The sequence below is a fragment of the Ruegeria sp. AL12 genome (assembly GCF_056540885.1).
Map to the genome: position 1 here is coordinate 1 of NZ_JBQFXN010000012.1, position 16916 is coordinate 16916.

At 59.4% G+C, this 16916-nt stretch carries 19 protein-coding genes, 1 other RNA gene and 1 riboswitch; of the genes, 8 read left to right on the forward strand and 12 right to left on the reverse strand.

The genetic code is table 11. The annotated features are described in order from the left end of the window. Window positions 1-207: 207 nt before the first annotated feature. Window positions 208-1668, reverse strand: a complete 1461-nt coding sequence (pdxR, locus tag ACR0C6_RS19315; RefSeq protein WP_480620718.1) for a MocR-like pyridoxine biosynthesis transcription factor PdxR — start codon at window positions 1666-1668, stop codon at window positions 208-210. A 133-nt stretch (window positions 1669-1801) separates the two neighbouring features. On the opposite strand from pdxR, the gene ACR0C6_RS19320 reads away from it, so the two are divergent. After that, window positions 1802-2110, forward strand: coding sequence for an ArsR/SmtB family transcription factor (locus ACR0C6_RS19320; protein ID WP_171207031.1), 309 nt, complete (start codon window positions 1802-1804; stop codon window positions 2108-2110). Further along, window positions 2103-3134, forward strand: coding sequence for a permease (locus tag ACR0C6_RS19325; protein WP_480620719.1), 1032 nt, complete (start codon window positions 2103-2105; stop codon window positions 3132-3134). Before ACR0C6_RS19320 ends, ACR0C6_RS19325 begins: the two co-directional genes overlap by 8 nt. Before the next feature lie 56 nt (window positions 3135-3190). Here ACR0C6_RS19325 and ACR0C6_RS19330 read toward each other — a convergent pair whose 3' ends face one another. Beyond that, window positions 3191-3580: a hypothetical protein gene (locus tag ACR0C6_RS19330; RefSeq protein ID WP_171331869.1), complete on the reverse strand. Its 390-nt coding sequence runs from the start codon at window positions 3578-3580 to the stop codon at window positions 3191-3193. 51 nt (window positions 3581-3631) lie between these two features. Next, a complete protein-coding gene (locus tag ACR0C6_RS19335) occupies window positions 3632-4393 on the reverse strand; it encodes a DUF1013 domain-containing protein (protein ID WP_152459211.1) in 762 nt (253 codons plus the stop codon). A 130-nt stretch (window positions 4394-4523) separates the two neighbouring features. On the opposite strand from ACR0C6_RS19335, the gene ACR0C6_RS19340 reads away from it, so the two are divergent. Next, window positions 4524-5165, forward strand: a complete 642-nt coding sequence (locus tag ACR0C6_RS19340; protein WP_480447595.1) for a ribonuclease T2 family protein — start codon at window positions 4524-4526, stop codon at window positions 5163-5165. Here ACR0C6_RS19340 and ACR0C6_RS19345 read toward each other — a convergent pair. Continuing rightward, window positions 5162-5650, reverse strand: a complete 489-nt coding sequence (locus ACR0C6_RS19345; RefSeq protein ID WP_152459209.1) for a hypothetical protein — start codon at window positions 5648-5650, stop codon at window positions 5162-5164. The genes ACR0C6_RS19340 and ACR0C6_RS19345 overlap by 4 nt on opposite strands. A 206-nt stretch (window positions 5651-5856) precedes the next feature. Here ACR0C6_RS19345 and ACR0C6_RS19350 point away from each other — a divergent pair, with 206 nt between their 5' ends. After that, window positions 5857-6354 carry a lactoylglutathione lyase family protein gene (locus ACR0C6_RS19350; protein WP_152459208.1) on the forward strand — a complete coding sequence of 166 codons (498 nt, stop codon included), beginning with the start codon at window positions 5857-5859 and terminating at the stop codon, window positions 6352-6354. A 69-nt stretch (window positions 6355-6423) separates the two neighbouring features. Here the strand turns inward: ACR0C6_RS19350 and recR are convergent, their stop codons facing one another. The 3 genes from recR to ACR0C6_RS19365 form a co-directional block, all read right to left on the reverse strand. Then, window positions 6424-7017 (reverse strand): recombination mediator RecR, encoded by a 594-nt coding sequence (gene recR, locus ACR0C6_RS19355; RefSeq protein ID WP_152459207.1) that lies wholly within the window; start codon window positions 7015-7017, stop codon window positions 6424-6426. Window positions 7018-7078: 61 nt separating this feature from the next. Then, window positions 7079-7432, reverse strand: a complete 354-nt coding sequence (locus ACR0C6_RS19360) for a YbaB/EbfC family nucleoid-associated protein (protein ID WP_152459206.1) — start codon at window positions 7430-7432, stop codon at window positions 7079-7081. A gap of 400 nt (window positions 7433-7832) precedes the next feature. Continuing rightward, complete coding sequence (locus ACR0C6_RS19365; RefSeq protein WP_480620723.1) at window positions 7833-9596, reverse strand: DNA polymerase III subunit gamma/tau; 1764 nt, start codon at window positions 9594-9596, stop codon at window positions 7833-7835. Window positions 9597-9767: 171 nt separating this feature from the next. Between ACR0C6_RS19365 and ACR0C6_RS19370 the strand changes: the two genes are divergently transcribed. After that, window positions 9768-10280, forward strand: a complete 513-nt coding sequence (locus ACR0C6_RS19370) for a protein-tyrosine phosphatase family protein (protein WP_480447598.1) — start codon at window positions 9768-9770, stop codon at window positions 10278-10280. Here ACR0C6_RS19370 and ACR0C6_RS19375 read toward each other — a convergent pair. Continuing rightward, window positions 10272-10679 (reverse strand): hypothetical protein, encoded by a 408-nt coding sequence (locus tag ACR0C6_RS19375; protein ID WP_480447600.1) that lies wholly within the window; start codon window positions 10677-10679, stop codon window positions 10272-10274. The two genes, ACR0C6_RS19370 and ACR0C6_RS19375, sit on opposite strands and share 9 nt — an antisense overlap. Before the next feature lie 91 nt (window positions 10680-10770). After that, a riboswitch (cobalamin riboswitch) is annotated at window positions 10771-10992 on the reverse strand. A gap of 133 nt (window positions 10993-11125) precedes the next feature. Between ACR0C6_RS19375 and ACR0C6_RS19380 the strand changes: the two genes are divergently transcribed. After that, window positions 11126-11983, forward strand: a complete 858-nt coding sequence (locus ACR0C6_RS19380) for an alpha/beta hydrolase family protein (RefSeq protein ID WP_480620725.1) — start codon at window positions 11126-11128, stop codon at window positions 11981-11983. 39 nt (window positions 11984-12022) lie between these two features. On the opposite strand, the gene rsgA is transcribed toward ACR0C6_RS19380, so the two are convergent. The 4 genes from rsgA to ACR0C6_RS19400 all read right to left on the reverse strand — a co-directional run bounded on the left by rsgA (window position 12023) and on the right by ACR0C6_RS19400 (window position 15341). Continuing rightward, a complete protein-coding gene (gene rsgA / locus ACR0C6_RS19385; RefSeq protein ID WP_480620727.1) occupies window positions 12023-13048 on the reverse strand; it encodes a ribosome small subunit-dependent GTPase A in 1026 nt (341 codons plus the stop codon). A 158-nt stretch (window positions 13049-13206) separates the two neighbouring features. Next, window positions 13207-13305, reverse strand: an RNA gene (gene ffs / locus ACR0C6_RS19390) — signal recognition particle sRNA small type. 39 nt (window positions 13306-13344) lie between these two features. Further along, window positions 13345-15213, reverse strand: a complete 1869-nt coding sequence (locus ACR0C6_RS19395; RefSeq protein ID WP_480620729.1) for a bifunctional 2',3'-cyclic-nucleotide 2'-phosphodiesterase/3'-nucleotidase — start codon at window positions 15211-15213, stop codon at window positions 13345-13347. Continuing rightward, on the reverse strand, window positions 15210-15341 hold the full coding sequence (locus ACR0C6_RS19400) for a hypothetical protein (protein ID WP_301282686.1): 132 nt from the start codon (window positions 15339-15341) through the stop codon (window positions 15210-15212). Before ACR0C6_RS19400 ends, ACR0C6_RS19395 begins: the two co-directional genes overlap by 4 nt. A gap of 54 nt (window positions 15342-15395) precedes the next feature. Between ACR0C6_RS19400 and nudC the strand changes: the two genes are divergently transcribed. Further along, complete coding sequence (gene nudC / locus ACR0C6_RS19405) at window positions 15396-16379, forward strand: NAD(+) diphosphatase (RefSeq protein ID WP_480447604.1); 984 nt, start codon at window positions 15396-15398, stop codon at window positions 16377-16379. 37 nt (window positions 16380-16416) lie between these two features. After that, complete coding sequence (locus tag ACR0C6_RS19410; protein ID WP_480447605.1) at window positions 16417-16884, forward strand: SRPBCC family protein; 468 nt, start codon at window positions 16417-16419, stop codon at window positions 16882-16884. Window positions 16885-16916 lie beyond the last annotated feature (32 nt).

The window sequence follows — 16916 nt, forward strand, 5'->3', positions numbered from 1 at the left end:
CAGATCCAATGATCCCGAACGCATGCTCAATCCCGTGCATCTGCAAAACCTTAACAAACGCCTCTTCCGTCGTCATCTTCATCTGAGTGCTCTCCAACCAAGAGTGAGTGAAACCGGGCACTGTGCCCGGCGTTTGATATGGTTTTGGCGCAAGGGTGCGACCTGCGTTAGGGCCAAAACGAAAGCCGGATTAGGTCCAGATGAGGCTCAAACGGCCCGAATTGCGTCGGCGATCAGTTTCACGCCGGGCGCGATGCGGTCTGTTGGAATTGAGGAATAGCCCAAGCGATAGAAATTTTGTGGCCTGTCCGGCCCCGAGAAGAACGGTGCGCCCGGCTCAATGTGAACACTCTGGTTTTGCAGCCTTAATGCCAGTTGAGTTGTGTCGACATGTTCAGGGGCTGACATCCACATTGAAGAGCCGCCGATCACACCCCGTCCAGCGACAGTCAGCCCACTTTCCGCGATGGCTTTGTCCATCGCGTCGCGCCGTTCTTGCAAGGCCTTCGACATACGCCGAATTTGCGCGTCGTAGTGGCCAAGCGACAGGAAATACGCCGCCGTGCGCTGAATGTGGCCTGGTGGGTGGCGCAGAACCAACGAGCGCAGCGCGCGTGCCTCGCGGATAAAGGGTTCTGAGCCGACCATGTATCCAAGTCGCAATCCTGGAAACAGCGACTTGGAAAAACTGCCGACATAAATCACGCGCCCATCCCGATCCATGGATTTCAGCGCCGGCGAAGGTGCGCCTCGGAAGGCCATTTCAAACTCATAGTCATCCTCGACGACCATCGCATCCAGATCGCGTGCTCGGTCCAGCAACTGGTTGCGGCGGTCGATCGGCATCGTCGCGGTTGTCGGGCTTTGATGGCTGGGGGTGGTAAAGATGACGTCCGCTTCGTCGGGAATCGCCTCGGGAGGCAGCCCGTCCCGGTCCACGCTCAAGGGCGTGACCGCGCAATCCCAATGGTTCAGAAGGCTTCGCAGCGCATAGTAACATGGGTCTTCTATGACGGCCGTGCGATTGTGGGTCAGCAAAATGCGCGATGCCAGCCAGAGCGCGTTCTGCGCGCCCAGAGTGATCAGGATCTCTTCGGGGCGGGCTGCGATGCCACGGCGTGGTAGAGTGTGACGGGCAATAAATTCGATCAACAACGGATCATCCTGATCCACGTAATCTCCGGTCAGCGAATCGAAATCCTTGTGTCCCAACGCGCGGACGGCGCATAACCTCCAGTTGGCGTGGTCAAACAAGGTTCGGTCAGCCTGCCCGTAGATGAACGGATAACGGTACTCTCGCCAGTCGCTGGGTTTTGGCAGAACGTCACTGTCCAGAAAGCGGCGCGCCAGCGCCTTGTCCCAGTCAACGGATTCGGTGCCGCGCTGGACAGGCGAATACTTGGGGGGGACAGGTGCGTTTTGCGAAACGTAATACCCGGACCGCCCCTTGGCCGTCAGATAGTCATTGGCCAAAAGTTCGGTGTAGGCCAAAGTCACCGTTATTCGGCTGACACCCAGATGCGCGGCCAGTTTGCGTGACGAAGGGAGTTTTTCTCCGACGTGAAAGCGACCGGACAAGATGCCTTCGGCAATCATCTGCTGGATCTGGGCCTGCAATGTGCCCTGACCATTGAGCTCAAGAAAGAATGTATCGACCGAAATCCCCATGCCTGCTTATAGGGTGGACTTAAGGCCGGGGCAATCTGGACTTACACCGCAGTCACGAAATTTTGTCAGCTGGGTTGACCGGAGAGTTCCTTCGGACTAAATAGCCAGAAATCTAGTTTAATAGAGATAAAAGATGTGGGAAGCTGCTGCTGCCGGATTTTCTGCCATGGGCTCTGAAGCTCGGCTGAAAGTCCTCAAGACGCTGGTCCGGGCTGGCAAAGCCGGATTGACCGTTGGCGAGATACAAGATCGGACGGGGATTGCCCCGTCGACCCTGGCCCATCACCTGCGGTTTCTTGCGGCCGGTGGGGTGGTCGAACAGGAAAAGGTCGGTCGAACCACGATCAACCGCGCCAATTACGACGAATTGAGAAATCTGGCGCAATTCATTCTCAGCGAGTGCTGCGCTGACGAAGTTGGAAAGGCTGCGAACGATGGCTGATTTGACACAGAACCCGCGCATGACTGCCAAAGTGGCGCTGGACCTGATCAAGACACCCTGGACGCTGATCGTCGTCATTCTTGCGGCGGTGGCAATCCTGGATCCCGGAAACTTGCCCGAAGTGGTGACATTTGCAGCCAAGGCTCTGGCGCATACAGGGCAGTATATTCTGTTTGCAGTGCTTCTGCTGTCTTACCTCAAGGCGACCGGCGCCGAGGTGATGGTGGCGCGTGCCTTTGAGGGGCGCGAAACCCGGATGATCTTTCTGGCTGCCTTGTTCGGTGGTCTTGCACCGTTCTGTTCTTGCGAGGTTATCCCCTTTATTGCGGGTCTTCTGGCCCTTGGTGCGCCGTTGTCCGCAGTCATGGCGTTTTGGCTCAGCTCACCCTTGATCGATCCGCCGACGCTTTTGATTACCGCCGGTGCGCTGGGTTGGCCCTTTGCCATCGGCAAGGCTGTTGCGGCTGTTGCGCTTGGCCTGTTCGGTGGGTTCGCGGTTCGGTTGCTGATGCGCAACGGCGCGTTTGCCCAGCCCTTGCGCGAATACAAGCCCGCCGGGTGCTGCGGATGTGGTCCGAAAACGGATGACAAACCGGTCTGGAAATTCTGGCAGGAGCCCGAGCGCCGCGTCCGGTTCCGTTCGGAATTCGTGCACAACGGTCTGTTCCTGTTGAAATGGCTGGCGCTGGCCTATGTGCTTGAGGCGCTCTTGGTCAACTATGTCCCCGCCGACCTGATCGCAGGCTTGGTTGGCGGAGAAGGCGTGCTGCCGATCATCGTTGCTGCGCTGGTGGGTATGCCGGCATACCTGAACTCCTACGTGGCGCCGCCTTTGCTGGCAGGGTTGATGGAGCAAGGTATGACAGAGGGTGCGGCCATGTCGTTCATGGTTGCCGGTGCCGTCAGTTCCATCCCGGCGATGGCTGCAGTCTGGTCGTTGGTCAAACCACGTGTCTTTGCAACCTATCTGACCCTGGGGGTCGGTGGCGCAATCGTGGCTGGTATCATCTTTCAATTGGTATGAACGCAAAAGCCGCCCGGTGTCACATCGGGCGGCTTTTATCCGTTCGGTTCCGTCGATCAACTACCGTCGCACAGACGTGGCAGTTTGAACCGGTATCGGGCTTCTCCGCTTTCGACGTAAACGCGTTTTTCGACACAGGCCGTCGTTCCCACTGTCTGCGAAATCTGCGCATCTGTGGACGTAATCGATGTGGCGGACCCATCCGGCAAGCGGACCGATGCCACGACGCCGTTCTTCAGATCTCCGTTCACCGGAGTTGCAGACAGAACCGGGACGATCAGAAACGCCTCATGCTCGTGTTCGCCTTCATCCCCCAGCAGAAACAATGTCGTGACGATGGCAATCATGACAACGCCGCCGGCCAGACCAAGCCCCCACGTTTTCAGAAAGGCATAAATCGTGACGGCGCGGTGCGGGCCAAATACCGCAGATAGAACGTTCAGCATGGCAAGTCCGTGAAAAAAGCCCCAGCCGAAATGGCCGAGGCTGTTTGCGCGTTACGGGCGAAGATCGTCTTCGTCTTCGTCATCCGCCCCACCCTTGGGCAGGTTGAAAAAGCTGTCTGCGTCGATGATCGGTTCATCTTCTTTCTCTTCCGACGGCTCGTCGGACAGCGAGAAGGTTTCCAGACCTTCAATTGCGGTCGGGATTTTCGGCGCTGCGTCCATTTCCAGCGACTGCTCGGTCGATACCAGCTTGCGACGTTCGTCATCGCTCATCACGCCGCCTTCAGCTGCCTTCTTGGCCGCCGCTTTCTGTACGGCCGTGTCCAGTTCGGACTGTTTGCACAGACCCAGAGCAACCGGATCAATCGGCTGCATGTTGGCGATGTTCCAGTGCGTGCGTTCGCGGATCGACTGGATGGTGGGCTTGGTGGTGCCCACCAGCTTGGCAATCTGGCCGTCGCTGAGTTCCGGGTGGAACTTGACCAGCCACAGGATCGAGTTCGGACGGTCCTGGCGTTTCGAAAGCGGCGTGTAGCGCGGACCCCGGCGCTTTTCCTCGCCGGCGGCCGATGGGTTGAACTTGAGCTTCAGCTTGTGAAGCGGGTTGTTCTGTGCCGCGTCGATTTCTTCCTGGGTCAGCTGGTTGTTGGCGATTGGGTCAAAGCCCTTGACGCCGGCGGCGACGTCGCCATCAGCGATACCCTGCACTTCCAACTCGTGCATTCCTACGAAATCCGCGATCTGCTTGAAGCTGATCGTGGTGTTGTCCACCAGCCATACGGCGGTTGCCTTGGCCATAAGCGGTTTTGCCATCAGCCCGTCTCCTATGCATACATCTGTCCCGTCGCCGGAATTCGGCGGCCCCTTGGTTTTGGGGCAGGTTTCCGTTGTCGGGGAACTTCGCCCGTATATAGTCGCGCAAAGGCAAGAAGGGAAGAGGCGAATGCGCCAAGGGATTACGGGGCTGGTTTTGTGGGTCTTGAGCGCGGTCGCTGCGCTGGCCGAGGGCGAAAAGGCGGGCGAGTTCGATTACTACGTGCTGTCGCTCAGCTGGTCGCCCAACTGGTGCGCCCGCGAAGGTGACGCGCGCGGCTCGGATCAATGTGACGATCGGCATGATCACGGCTGGATACTGCACGGGTTATGGCCACAGTTCCATCAGGGCTGGCCGTCCTACTGTCGTACCCCCGAAAGCCCACCTTCGCGACGCATGACGCGGGAAATGGAGGATATTCAGGGAAGTTCCGGCCTTGCTTGGCATCAATGGAAGAAACACGGCACATGCTCGGGATTGTCGGCATCCGACTACTTTGCCTTGTCCCGGCGGGCTTATGAAGCGGTCAAGCGCCCTGAGGTGTTCCGCAAGCTGGATTCATCCGTCAAACTGCCGGCTTCGGTGGTCGAGGAGGCATTCCTGAAGGCCAACCCTGAGTTGAAGCGCGACATGATCACGATCACCTGCAAACAGGGCTATATCGAAGAGGTCCGCCTGTGCCTGTCCCGCGATCTTGATCCCGTACCCTGTGGCCGCGGCGTGATCCGTGACTGCACCGCCAAGGACGCCCTGTTCGATCCGATTCGTTAAAGCTTTTTGTTCTGGCAGTCCCGCGCATAGTCCAGCGCCTTGGCGGTGCCTTTCAGATCGATGGCCATCACCACTTCACCTGCCGGATTGTAGACGGTCATCGTTTTGTTCTGAGCGATGGCGTTCACAAAGCTCCGGTCGGTGAAAAACACGGTTGCGCCCGGCACGTCGCGTTCGTTGAACCCGATGGCCGTCGCATCATAGCTTTTGCCGTCCAGATCAAAGCGGATCGGATAACTCTCACCCTGTTTAATGTCGCCCCATGCCTTGTTGTACACGGCGAAATACCCACGATTGCCCAGCGCATCATAGCCCAGCCGCACCACCGAGAGATCCTGATACACCGTCTGGATCAAGCACCCGTTGCCAAGCGCTGGGTCCATCATGATGTTCCAACCTTCGACAAAGCCCTTGTCCACAAGGTCCTGCGACAGGGCGGCGGTTGCAGTGAACGTGGCGAAGGCGAGGGCGAGAAGGCGGGCCATAACGTATTCCAATCAAAGGGATCAAGTCCGAGGCATTCTACTACGCGCGCACGGAAGGCAAAGCCCCTTTTGCTTTGTAGCGAGTATTTTGTCTCCGGGTCATGACCCATGCAGCGGGGTGAACCCTGCTATGAAGGCATGGGAAGCAACTTGAAAACTAAACGCTGTCCAATAGTTTTACGTCTTAGCAGATTAAGGAGCCTTCTATGTCTCAGTTTCCAAGGACTTTTTCACATATCGGGTTGTCCGTTCCAAACGTGGACGAAGCCGTGAAGTTCTATTCCGAGGTCTTGGGTTTTTACGTCATCATGCCGCCCACCGACGTGGTCGAGGATGACTCGGATATTGGCGTTATGTGCACGGATGTCTTTGGCCCGGACTGGAGGAAACTGCGTATCGCACATCTCGCGACAGCGGACAGGATTGGAATTGAACTCTTCGAGTTTGACGGGAATTACGAGCCTGAAAACAACATCGATTTCCGCAGAAATGGCACGTTTCACTTTTGCATTCAGGACCCTGACGTCGAAGGTCTGGTCGAAAAGATTGTGCAGGCTGGTGGAAAGCAGAGGATGCCGATACGGCACTACTATCCCGGAGAAAAGCCTTACCGAATGGTCTATGTTGAAGACCCCTTTGGTATCGTATTCGAAATCTACAGCCACTCGTATGAGCTGACCTACTCGTCTGGCGCATATACCTGAAGCCCGTAGGCCCGCGTCGATACGTGCTGGGGCGATGGCGCGGTTATCGCCCCGATCCTCTGAGGTTAGCTAGATTTCCTTCCGCGCCCGCAGCGCGGCCGTGATCGTCCCGTCGTCCAGATAATCCAGTTCTCCGCCAATCGGCACACCCTGCGCCAGCGAAGTCAGGCGGACCTGCCCCTCAAGCTGATCGGCGATGTAATGGGCGGTGGTCTGGCCATCGACGGTGGCGTTCAGCGCCAGGATGACCTCGGAAATCCCTTCGGCCACAACCCGGTCCTTGAGGCGGGGAATGCGCAACTCGTCGGGGCCGACCCCGTCCAGCGCCGACAGTGTGCCGCCCAGAACGTGATAGCGGCCTTTGAACACTCCGGCACGCTCCATCGCCCAGAGGTCGGCGACGTCTTCGACCACGCACAACTCGCCGGTTGCGCGGGCCTCATCGTTGCAGATGTCGCAGATGTCAGTGGTGCCCACGTTGCCGCAATTCAGGCACTCGCGGGCCGTGATCGCGACCTGCTGCATGGCATCAGACAGGGGCGTCAGCAGCAGGGCGCGTTTTCGGATCAGGTGCAGCACCGCGCGGCGGGCCGAGCGCGGGCCCAGGCCCGGCAGTTTGGCCATCAGGTCGATCAGGTTGTCGATGTCGCTGTTCGAACTCATGGCCAATCCTGTCTTGCGCCGGAGGGAGCCTCCGGCGGGAGTATTTCAGAAAAGATGAAGCTCAGAACGGCAGCTTGATGTCTGCGGGCAAGCCCATGCTTTCGGTCAGCTTGGCCATTTCTTCCTGAGAACGTTCGGTTGCCTTGGTCTGCGCATCCTTGATGGCGGCCAGGATCAGGTCTTCGACCACTTCCTTGTCATCGCCGTTGAAGATGGACGGGTCGATATCCAGACCTTTGAGTTCACCCTTGGCGGTCGCCGTTGCCTTGACCAGGCCTGCACCGGATTCGCCGACAACCATCATGTTGTTCAGCTCTTCCTGCATCTCGGTCATCTTGGTTTGCAGGTCCTGCGCGGATTTCATCATCTTGGCCATGTCGCCCAGACCGCCAAGCCCGCCGAGTCCTTTCAGCATAGTATTCTCCTGTGTCTCCGTTTGCGCTCTAGATACGGGCAGCAGCCACATGGCACAAGGGTTCTCCCGCCGGTCGGAGGCTCTATCGTTCCGGCCGACATGTTGATCGGCGCAGGCGTCAGCAGGATCGTGCCGCCCGTCTGCGACGCCATATTCGCCTGCAGGTCCGAAAAGCCTAGATCGTCCTTGGCGCGCATATGGCCTGCTGCCGAGACTGATCACACAGGGCAAAGAAAATCTGGGCGTGGTTCGAATGGCTACGCGGCATCCGGATCAGAAGTGTCACGGGCCGCCTACCGCTGGCCGGTGTCGCAACAAACGATCTGAGACATGCAGGCGGATGTGTTCGATTGAAACTTCGTTCAGCTTCGTTTGAAACAGGGGGTGACGGGCGGCGGGGTTAGTCTTCCTCGAACGGGTCCCACTCGTCTTCCACCTCGGGAAGCGCTTCGGTCTCGACCTTGGCGGCGCGTTGCTCCGGCGTTTCGATCCTGGTGATTTTCGCCTTTGGAAATTGCGCCAGTACCGCCTGCACCAACGGGTGTTTTTCGGCCTCGGATTTCAGTGCCAGCTCGGCCTCGTCCCGTATTTCTGCAATTGTGGGGGCTTCTCCGTCCGAGACGATCGAGACAGCCCACCGATTTCCTGTCCAGCGTTGCAAGGCTGAGCCCAGTCGTGGCGCCAGATCTGCCGGTGCCTGGGCGGCGGGCGTAAATTCGATTCGTCCGGGTTGATAGGAGACGAGGCGCACGCCGTTTTCCACCTCGACCAGCAACTTCACGTCGCGATTGGTCCGGATCAGTTCCACCACGTGGTCGAAGGTCGGGTACCGGGCAAGAGCCGTCTGGGCATCCTGCGCCAGGGCTGCAACCGGTGCGCCACCGGAACCGCGAGGGGACGGCGCATAGGCAGGTGGATGGGCCGCGCCAGCCGGCGCCGGACCGGTGCCCGGTCGAGATATCGAAACGCCGCCATTGGGCCCGCCCGGCGGCGGTGGCGGGGCATCTTGCAACCGTTTGATCAGCTCTTCGGGGCTGGGCAAATCCGCCACATGGGTCAGGCGAATAACGGCCATTTCAGCGGCCATCATGGCGTTGGGGGCAGCCGAGACTTCCTCGAGCGCCTTCAGCAGCATTTGCCACATCCGGGTCAGAACCCGCATCGGCAGAGCCTCGGCCATGTGTTGGCCCCGGGTCCGTTCGTCCGGAGAAATCGTCGGGTCCTGCGCCGCGTCAGGCGTGATCTTCACTACGGACACCCAATGCGTGATCTCGGCCAGATCGCGCAGCACCGCCAGCGGGTCTGCGCCTTCGGCGTATTGGCCGCTCAACTCGGTAAGTGCTCCGGCGGCATCACCGCGCAGGATCATATCCATAAGGTCCAGAACCCGGCCACGGTCTGCCAGTCCAAGCATTGCACGGACCTGATCGGCGGTCGTCTCGCCAGCCCCGTGCGAAATCGCCTGATCCAGCAACGAGGTCGCATCCCGGGCCGATCCTTCCGCTGCTCGGGTGATCAGCGCCAGCGCGTCTTCGGCGATCTGGGCGTTTTCCGCTTCGGCGATCTTGCGCAGCAGGCCAATCATGTCTTCGGGTTCGATCCGGCGCAGGTCGAAACGCTGGCAGCGGGACAGCACGGTGACAGGCACTTTGCGGATTTCAGTGGTTGCAAAGATGAACTTCACATGCGCGGGCGGTTCTTCCAACGTCTTGAGCAGCGCGTTGAACGCGCTGGTCGAGAGCATATGAACCTCGTCGATGATGTAAATCTTGTAACGCGCGCTGGCGGCGCGATAGCGGACACTGTCAATGATCTCGCGGATGTCGTTGACGCCCGTACGGCTGGCGGCGTCCATCTCCATCACGTCGACATGGCGGCCTTCCATGATGGCAACACAATGTTCGCACTGACCGCAGGGCTCGGTTGTGGGGCCACCGGTTCCGTCGGGTCCGATGCAGTTCATCCCCTTGGCGATGATCCTTGCGGTCGTGGTTTTGCCGGTGCCGCGAATGCCGGTCATGATGAAGGCCTGCGCGATCCGGTCGGCCGCGAACGCGTTTTTCAGGGTGCGCACCATGGCATCCTGACCCACCAGATCGGCAAAGGTTTCCGGGCGATATTTGCGGGCGAGAACCTGATAGGCGGGGCTGGAGCTGTCTGTCATGTCTTCTCGTTGGGATTCGGTGCTTGGGCACAGCGTAGTGGCCACCGTTGCCCGCGTCCACAGCGTGGCGCGATGATTTTTGATTTAGAAACGAGTCGCTTTCGCACTAAACTGCATCAGCGGATTTAATGGCTCATTTTTGTAAAGAGTTTTTTGGGGAGGACAGGATTCATGTCGCAGTTGGTGATCTACGCCCTGCAAGTCGGTGGCGGAACGCTGGCACTGACCTCGATGCCCGGACGCGGCGGAGATTACTCCAGCGACCTGGACATGATCGCTGCGTGGCAGCCGGGGCTTGTTGTTTCGATGACGACGGATGTCGAAATGCTTCAGGACGGGGCGCAGGAATTTGGCAGCGATATTCAAAGCCGCGCCAGCCGATGGGTTCACCTGCCCATCGAAGATTTCGGAGCGCCGACAAAAGCGATCGATGACGCGTGGCCGTCCGTCAGCGCCGCGGCCCGGCATGCGCTGTCCGGCGGAGGTCGCGTATTGGTGCACTGCCGCGGGGGATGTGGCAGGTCAGGTATGGTTGTCCTGCGGCTGATGGTCGAATGCGGCGAACGCGCGGACACGGCGCTGCAACGATTGCGGGCGGTGCGCCCTTGCGCCGTCGAAACGGATGCGCAAATGGCCTGGGCCTCTCGGCGCGCCCAGGCACAGGTCAGTCTGGATTCAGATTGAAATCTGCGCGGGCGCGCAAACAGGTTTTCGCGGCCGGATCGTGGAAACTTCGATCATCGCGCAGGGTGGGGTTTTCACGACGCCGGATGGCATCGCACTGACCGTGTTTCCGAAGATCAGGTCGGCATAGCCGTTCAGCGGCTCAATCGCGGTTTCGGGCTGCGTCCCGCAAAAGACACGAATGCTGTCTGATCGCGCGCGGAAAATTGCATGACATCCTTCGGTGCAATGTGACAGCTCGCTGCTGCCCTCAATCTCGAAATCGTCACTGGTGGCCGAGGTCGCCTGGGCCATGGCTTCGGATATCGAGCGCGCCAGCCGCGCCAAAGCGGGGCAGGTTTTGCCCGTCCGCTGACATACCGTTGCACTGAATTCATGTGTTTTTGTCTTCCAGATCATCCTGCGCCCTCCGCGCTTGGTGGACAGGATATTTGGGACAGGTGGAACAGCGTGATGCCGTCAGGACCTGCCCGGACACCCCGCCCGAGTTTCGGTTTCGTTTCCGATGGCAGGTCTCCTGACTTGCGGGTCATCGCTTTGCCGACCTTCCCAGCCGTCGGGGCCAGTGGTGTTTCGGCATCGCTTACCGCTTACAGTTGCGGGGGCAGTCGCGGATTTGGTTGTTGCCTGCATGACCAGACATTACCGCACCGTGTTCCCTTTTCATCCCGACCCCTTGTGGAGGCCGGAAACCATCACACAACCGCTAGCGTTTGAGTACGCACCGAGTCAAGCCGATCTTTTGGCCGGACGCTTGGTCATGCTGGATACGGTGTTGGTTCATGCATAGTGTCGAGGGTGTTGAGGTTCTGAAACCGGATTTACCAAGCGCAAAGCCAGAGAACATGTTGGACACAGAGCAAACGGTATTGACCGAAGAGTTTCGCTTTCCGTCCGGGCAGAAAACACTGTCTGCCCGGTTGTACAGCCCGCTGACTTCGCCCGAAATCGTCGTCGTTCTGAACAGTGCAACGGGTGTGCCGCGCGATTATTACCGTCATTTCGCACGATGGCTTGCTGCCGAGCAGGGTATGGCCTGCCTGACCTATGACTATCGCGATTACGGGCATTCCTTGACCGGCCGCCTGAAAGATTCGCGTGCGACCATGGCGGATTGGGCCTTGATCGACATGCCCGCGGCACGGGCGGAAATGCGCAGACGGTTTCCCAATTCGCAGCATTGGACCATCGGCCATTCGATCGGCGCGATGTTGGGGCCTGTGCAGCCGGATATCGATCTGATTGACCGGATGATCTGTGTGTGTTCGGGGCTGGTAACCCTAAGCGACCATCCATGGCCCTATCGGGGTTTGGCAGGATTGTTCTGGTATGGTCATGCGCCGCTTTTGGCCCGAGCCCTTGGCTACCTTCCCGGAAAGGCGATCGGGTTCGGCTCGGATCTGCCGGCATCGGTCTATTGGCAGTGGCGCAAATGGTGTACCGCGCCTTTGAATTATGTGCCTGAAATCGGGCATGAGTTACCTGCGGCGCAGTGGAAGGATTCTGGAACGCCCGTGGATTTGTTCACCTTCGAGGACGACCAGATGGTGCCGCCGGAAGCGGTTTGGCGGCTTGCGGATCTTTACGGCCCCGATGCCAACCGCCACCTGCTGAGCCCCGCCGATTTCGGGTTGCCCGAGGTGGGTCATATCGGAGCATTTGCCCGGCGCAATGCAGCGGTTTGGCCGCGACTGATCGCCTGATCAGACGCGGCGCAGGACGGGCCGGGCACCGTCCAACAATCACCGGGTGCGAAGTTTCTTTTCCTTCATGACGCCACGGACCATCTTGCCGAACGCTTTGTCCCGCGCCCGGGACTGCGCGACGGTTTCAGAATTGCGCTGATCTTCGCGCCGAAGCTTGCGCCACCGGTCCAATCGAGCCGGATCAAGCGTGCCGTGGCTGATCGCCTTTTGCACGGCACATCCGGGCTCGGAGCTGTGCTGGCAATCCGAAAAACGGCAGTCCCGGCTCAACTCGGTAAGGTCCGAGAAAACGTCGTCGATCCCGTCCCGAGCGTCCAGCAGGCGCAATGCGCGCATTCCGGGTGTATCGATCAACCAGCCGCCGTTGCGCATCCGGTGCAATGCGCGCGCGGTCGTCGTGTGCCGGCCCCGCGCGTCATCCTCGCGAATGTCCGAGGTGGCAAGATCCTGATCGGTCATGGTATTGGCAAGTGTCGTCTTGCCAACGCCCGACGAGCCAACCAGCGCCCCGGTCTGGCTTTTGGGGCACCAGGACAGAACCTTTTCAACCTCTGCCGGGTCCAGCGCGTTGATCGCCAGAACCGTCAGGAACGGGTCCAGTGATTGCACCTGTCCCGAGAAACTGTCAGGGTCCGCCGATTTGTCGGCCTTTGTCAGAACGACGACCGGGTAACACCCGGCCTGATACGCAAGCGCCAGATATCGTTCCAGCCGGGGCAGGTTGAAATCGGCATTGCACGAGCTGACGATGAACAGCACATCGACATTGGCTGCGATCAGTTGCATTGCGGGGCCTGTACCGGCGGCGCGTCGATGCAGCAGGCTGCGCCGGTCGAGCAAATGGCGCACGCGTTTGTCGTCATCGACGAGAACCCAATCGCCAACAGCATAGCTGCCGGTCGTTTGATCGGGGGTCAGCAACGGGACTTCGCCGTCAGGGTTCAGCCCGATCAGGCGGTCCCGATGAACGGAAGTGATGCGAAAAGGTGTGCAGGAAGGATAAGCCGCGTGTTGCGCAGCAAAGTGAGAGGACCATCCAAGGTCCGAAAGTGCAAGAAACATTGGTTTGCCTGTCGTCAGAAACAGCACTCCCGACGGATGGCGATCGCTCATCCCCGGGTCATGTGTTCAGGCAGTCAGTCGATACCGTGAGGTCAGAACCGTGCTGCCCGAAGGGTCTTTGCTACAATCATAAAGCCCTCCTGCGGCCAAGGTTCGTAAAGTGAGAGGTTGGACATCGACCCAAGCGGGGCTCGTTGTGGCTGCTTCCTTCCGGACCTGACCAGGTTGGCGAGGCGCTCGCCCGCGCCAACCTCTCGACTCTGGATATAGGGAAGGCTTCGGCAAAAGACAACCCGTCAGAGCGTCAGCCGAATGCGTGCAAAACCGTTTTCGTCAGGCTCCAGAATCTTGGGGGCAAACCTGTTCAATTCGTCGACATACTTGAAAGCACCGGGACCGGTCCGAAGAATGGTCGTCACCCCCGATTTCGGCATCAGAGAGAACGGATAAGGTTGTCGGGCCAATGGGTCGGGTGGCAGGCGGTGCGTCATGTAATCCCGCAAAATGTCCCGGATATCCAGCGGGGGCAGATCGATGGCCGGGGCCGATGACACATGCGGGAAATGTCCGCCCCCGCTTGCGCGATAATTATCGAGCGCAACGACAAATGCCTGATCGGGTTGCACGGCCTGGCCTGCGCAAGTCAGATGATGCACCCGCCTGTGGCCGGGATGGATCATTTGCCCCCCGACATCGTAACGCGCCGGTTGCGACGGGTCGATCTGATAGGACAGGCCAAAGATGACATCGAAATTGTATCCCGCCCGATCCCGGTCGAACAGCTCTGCCTCGGCGTCGGGGAATTGTTGGTTGAATGCGCTGGCTGACATCTCCAACCACTCCAGCAGCTGCGCGCCCGTGATCTGAGCCGCGCGCAACTCGTTGGGAAAGACATGCAGGTCCGCCACGTGACGCAGACAGATTTCACCGGGCGGCACGTCCGTATAGTGCCGGGGGCCAGAGCGTCCGCCGCATTTGGCCGGTGACGCGGCTGACAACAGCGGCAGCTCTGCAAGCGTGGTGCCGTGTAAAAAAGGGCGCAACGCGGCCGCCTGTGCGGCGGCCACAAGCGCCAACCCACGATCCGGCGCACAGAAGCTGAAATAGCTGTGCAATGTGTCCGAAACGCGTGCAACGGGCGCGGCCATGTCCTGACGGGTCTGCTGATGTGCGGGTTCAACCAGATGCGCGATTTCCAAATCTTCGCCAATCGCGGTGCCGCCCACCGAAACCGGGCGCAATTCGGCGTGGCTGTCGACGACGCGCAGCCCCGACTGGGGTTGTGGGGTAACGGCCAGATCGATTACTCCAAGATATGCGCCTGCCGAGCCGGGCATGACAACCGGCGTTTCATGCACCAGCCCTTTCACGTAATCCACATTCGGGGTTTGCGCGCCGGTGCGTGCGGGAAGGGTCAGGTGAGTGTGCCCGGCGACAACAGCGTCGATGCCCTCGATCGCGGCCAGGGGAATAACCGCATTTTCAGTGTCGGTCGCTGCGTCCGGGTGTCCAAGCCCGGAATGGGCGAGCGCCACGATCAGATCGCACCCCTTTTCGCGCAAGACACGCGTCAGGGACCGTGCCGCGACAACGATGTCGTCCGCCTCTACGGTTTCGTTTAGATTGTGTTCTTCCCAACGTGTTGTCTGCGGTGGCAGAACCGAAAACACGCCGACGCGAATGGGTATATCCTTGTTTCCCACCCTAACGATACGGTCGAGGATCGCAAAACGCTGCCATGATTGGTGTTCTCCGGATCGATAAAGATTGCCGCACAGAACCGGGCACGGGGCTTGTGCAAGGGTCTTGTCCAATGTCGGCAGCCCGAACCCGAAATCATGGTTGCCCAGACCAATCGCATCATAGTCCAGCGCCTTGAATGCCTGCATCATCGGGTGGGGATTGTCGTTCCAAATGGCCCATTCGCCCATCGGCGTTCCCTGGAGCGAATCCCCGTTGTCGAACATCAGCACCAGCGCGTCTGTGGCCTCGTGTCGGGCCTTGCGGATCAGGCTGGCGGTGCGTGTCAGCCCAAGCGTCGGGTCCGGTGTGTCCGCGTAATAGTCAAAACCGGTCAGATGCATGTGCAGGTCGGAGGTGGCAAGAATACGAATACGCCCACGGTCTTTTGTGGGTTGAACCTGCGTCGATGGGTTTTGCTTCACTTTTTTTGTTCTGCTTTTGAATGTGGTAATGGGCTAAAATCATCAAAGCGCAGTCTAGATGATTTTTCCGAGGCCGCCATGCGGCTTTTCGGCGGCGCGTCTGTGCGTTTTGCGTCTTGAATTGCCATTGCAACAGGGCCTGAGACATGGCAGCCCTGTGCGCAAGACCAGAAGGAATTCCAATGAAAAACGCAGAGCAGGTGACTTTCGGTGGCTCGGGTCTGAATCGGGCAGCGCATCTTCGTGGGGATTCAGAGAAGCTGGCCGAGATGGCGCTCGACCCCGCTGCGCGATGCATATTGCTGTGGCGAGGCAAGCTTTTGGTCGTGGGCGCGGCGCTGGATCAGCTTGCCCTGACGCAGATGACTCACCCTTTGGTCAGCGATGGCCCCGGCGGCGTGATCGAAGCACCGGTTTTTCTGGGCCTGAGCGCAGAGGGCGCACCCCTGTTTGCCGCGGATATCTCGGCCTGGGGGGCAGAGGGATTGGATCTGACCGGCCTGGGAGAGTTCGTGGACAGATCCGAACAGCATCACCCGGATTTGCCTGAAGGGCATGTTTTTGCCGAGCTTCGCCGGATCATGGCGCGATTGTCGCCTCGTGATGCCGAACTGGCCGCATCGGCCAAGGCGGTTGTCGGTTGGCACGAAACACATCGCTTCTGCGCCCGCTGCGGCGCAGCCAGCGATATGTCGCAAGGGGGATGGCAGCGCAGTTGCCCGTCATGCGGCGGGCAACATTTTCCGCGCACGGATCCGGTTGTGATCATGTTGATTACGCATGGGGACAATGTGCTTATGGGACGGTCTCCGGGTTGGCCCGAGGGCATGTTTTCCTTGCTGGCGGGATTTGTCGAACCCGGCGAAACGCTCGAAGCGGCGGTGCGTCGCGAGGTGATGGAAGAGGCAGGCGTACCTGTTGGCGCGGTGTCTTACCTGTCCAGCCAGCCCTGGCCGTTCCCGGCATCCCTGATGTTCGGATGCGCCGGCGAGGCCCTGTCGCGCGACATCGTTATCGATCCGGTCGAGATCGAAGAGGCGATGTGGGTCAGCAAATCCGAAATGATGCAGGCATTTGCCGGCGAACATCCCCGGTTGTTGCCCGCTCGCAAGGGGGCTATCGCTCATTTTCTGCTTCAGAACTGGCTTGCGGATACGCTGGACTGAGGAAAAACTGGTGAAGCCATAAACAGCAAAGGTCATTATGCAGTTTTCAGCGCGCGAAGATATCGAAGCCCCGATCAATTCGGTGTTCGACATGGTGTCGGATTTCGAAAGGTTCGAACGTATGGCGATGCGTCGTGGTATCGACGTGCGGCGTCTGGAGGCTGATGCGACGGTGGTTGCCGGCACTGAATGGAAAACCGAATTCAAGTTGCGTGGAAAGCCGCGTCAGATGTCGGTGGTGATGACGGACTATGACAAGCCGTCGCAAATGCGGTTCGAGGCGGCCAGCAAAGGGATGACCGGCCTGACGACAGTTGATTTTCTGGCCCTGTCTCCGCGCCGGACGCGCCTGAGCATCGAGATGTCCCTGGCCGCAAAGTCCTTGCCCGCGCGGTTGCTGTTGCAGTCCATGAAGCTTGGACAGTCAAAGTTCCGCAAGCAATTCCAGCTGCGGTTCAGCGAGTTTGCGCGTGAACTGGAGCAGCGTCACCTGCACGGGGCGTGAATGGGGTCCACTGGCTGGTCTGGGCAAGGCTT

What these genes read in the sequence shown, in the direction of transcription:
- pdxR (WP_480620718.1), bottom strand. Translation starts at nt 1,668, where the DNA reads ATGGGGATTTCGGTCGATACATTCTTTCTTGAGCTCAATGGTCAGGGC.
- ACR0C6_RS19320 (WP_171207031.1), top strand. Translation starts at nt 1,802, where the DNA reads ATGTGGGAAGCTGCTGCTGCCGGATTTTCTGCCATGGGCTCTGAAGCT.
- ACR0C6_RS19325 (WP_480620719.1), top strand. Translation starts at nt 2,103, where the DNA reads ATGGCTGATTTGACACAGAACCCGCGCATGACTGCCAAAGTGGCGCTG.
- ACR0C6_RS19330 (WP_171331869.1), bottom strand. Translation starts at nt 3,580, where the DNA reads ATGCTGAACGTTCTATCTGCGGTATTTGGCCCGCACCGCGCCGTCACG.
- ACR0C6_RS19335 (WP_152459211.1), bottom strand. Translation starts at nt 4,393, where the DNA reads ATGGCAAAACCGCTTATGGCCAAGGCAACCGCCGTATGGCTGGTGGAC.
- ACR0C6_RS19340 (WP_480447595.1), top strand. Translation starts at nt 4,524, where the DNA reads ATGCGCCAAGGGATTACGGGGCTGGTTTTGTGGGTCTTGAGCGCGGTC.
- ACR0C6_RS19345 (WP_152459209.1), bottom strand. Translation starts at nt 5,650, where the DNA reads ATGGCCCGCCTTCTCGCCCTCGCCTTCGCCACGTTCACTGCAACCGCC.
- ACR0C6_RS19350 (WP_152459208.1), top strand. Translation starts at nt 5,857, where the DNA reads ATGTCTCAGTTTCCAAGGACTTTTTCACATATCGGGTTGTCCGTTCCA.
- recR (WP_152459207.1), bottom strand. Translation starts at nt 7,017, where the DNA reads ATGAGTTCGAACAGCGACATCGACAACCTGATCGACCTGATGGCCAAA.
- ACR0C6_RS19360 (WP_152459206.1), bottom strand. Translation starts at nt 7,432, where the DNA reads ATGCTGAAAGGACTCGGCGGGCTTGGCGGTCTGGGCGACATGGCCAAG.
- ACR0C6_RS19365 (WP_480620723.1), bottom strand. Translation starts at nt 9,596, where the DNA reads ATGACAGACAGCTCCAGCCCCGCCTATCAGGTTCTCGCCCGCAAATAT.
- ACR0C6_RS19370 (WP_480447598.1), top strand. Translation starts at nt 9,768, where the DNA reads ATGTCGCAGTTGGTGATCTACGCCCTGCAAGTCGGTGGCGGAACGCTG.
- ACR0C6_RS19375 (WP_480447600.1), bottom strand. Translation starts at nt 10,679, where the DNA reads ATGATCTGGAAGACAAAAACACATGAATTCAGTGCAACGGTATGTCAG.
- ACR0C6_RS19380 (WP_480620725.1), top strand. Translation starts at nt 11,126, where the DNA reads ATGTTGGACACAGAGCAAACGGTATTGACCGAAGAGTTTCGCTTTCCG.
- rsgA (WP_480620727.1), bottom strand. Translation starts at nt 13,048, where the DNA reads ATGTTTCTTGCACTTTCGGACCTTGGATGGTCCTCTCACTTTGCTGCG.
- ACR0C6_RS19400 (WP_301282686.1), bottom strand. Translation starts at nt 15,341, where the DNA reads ATGGCAATTCAAGACGCAAAACGCACAGACGCGCCGCCGAAAAGCCGC.
- nudC (WP_480447604.1), top strand. Translation starts at nt 15,396, where the DNA reads ATGAAAAACGCAGAGCAGGTGACTTTCGGTGGCTCGGGTCTGAATCGG.
- ACR0C6_RS19410 (WP_480447605.1), top strand. Translation starts at nt 16,417, where the DNA reads ATGCAGTTTTCAGCGCGCGAAGATATCGAAGCCCCGATCAATTCGGTG.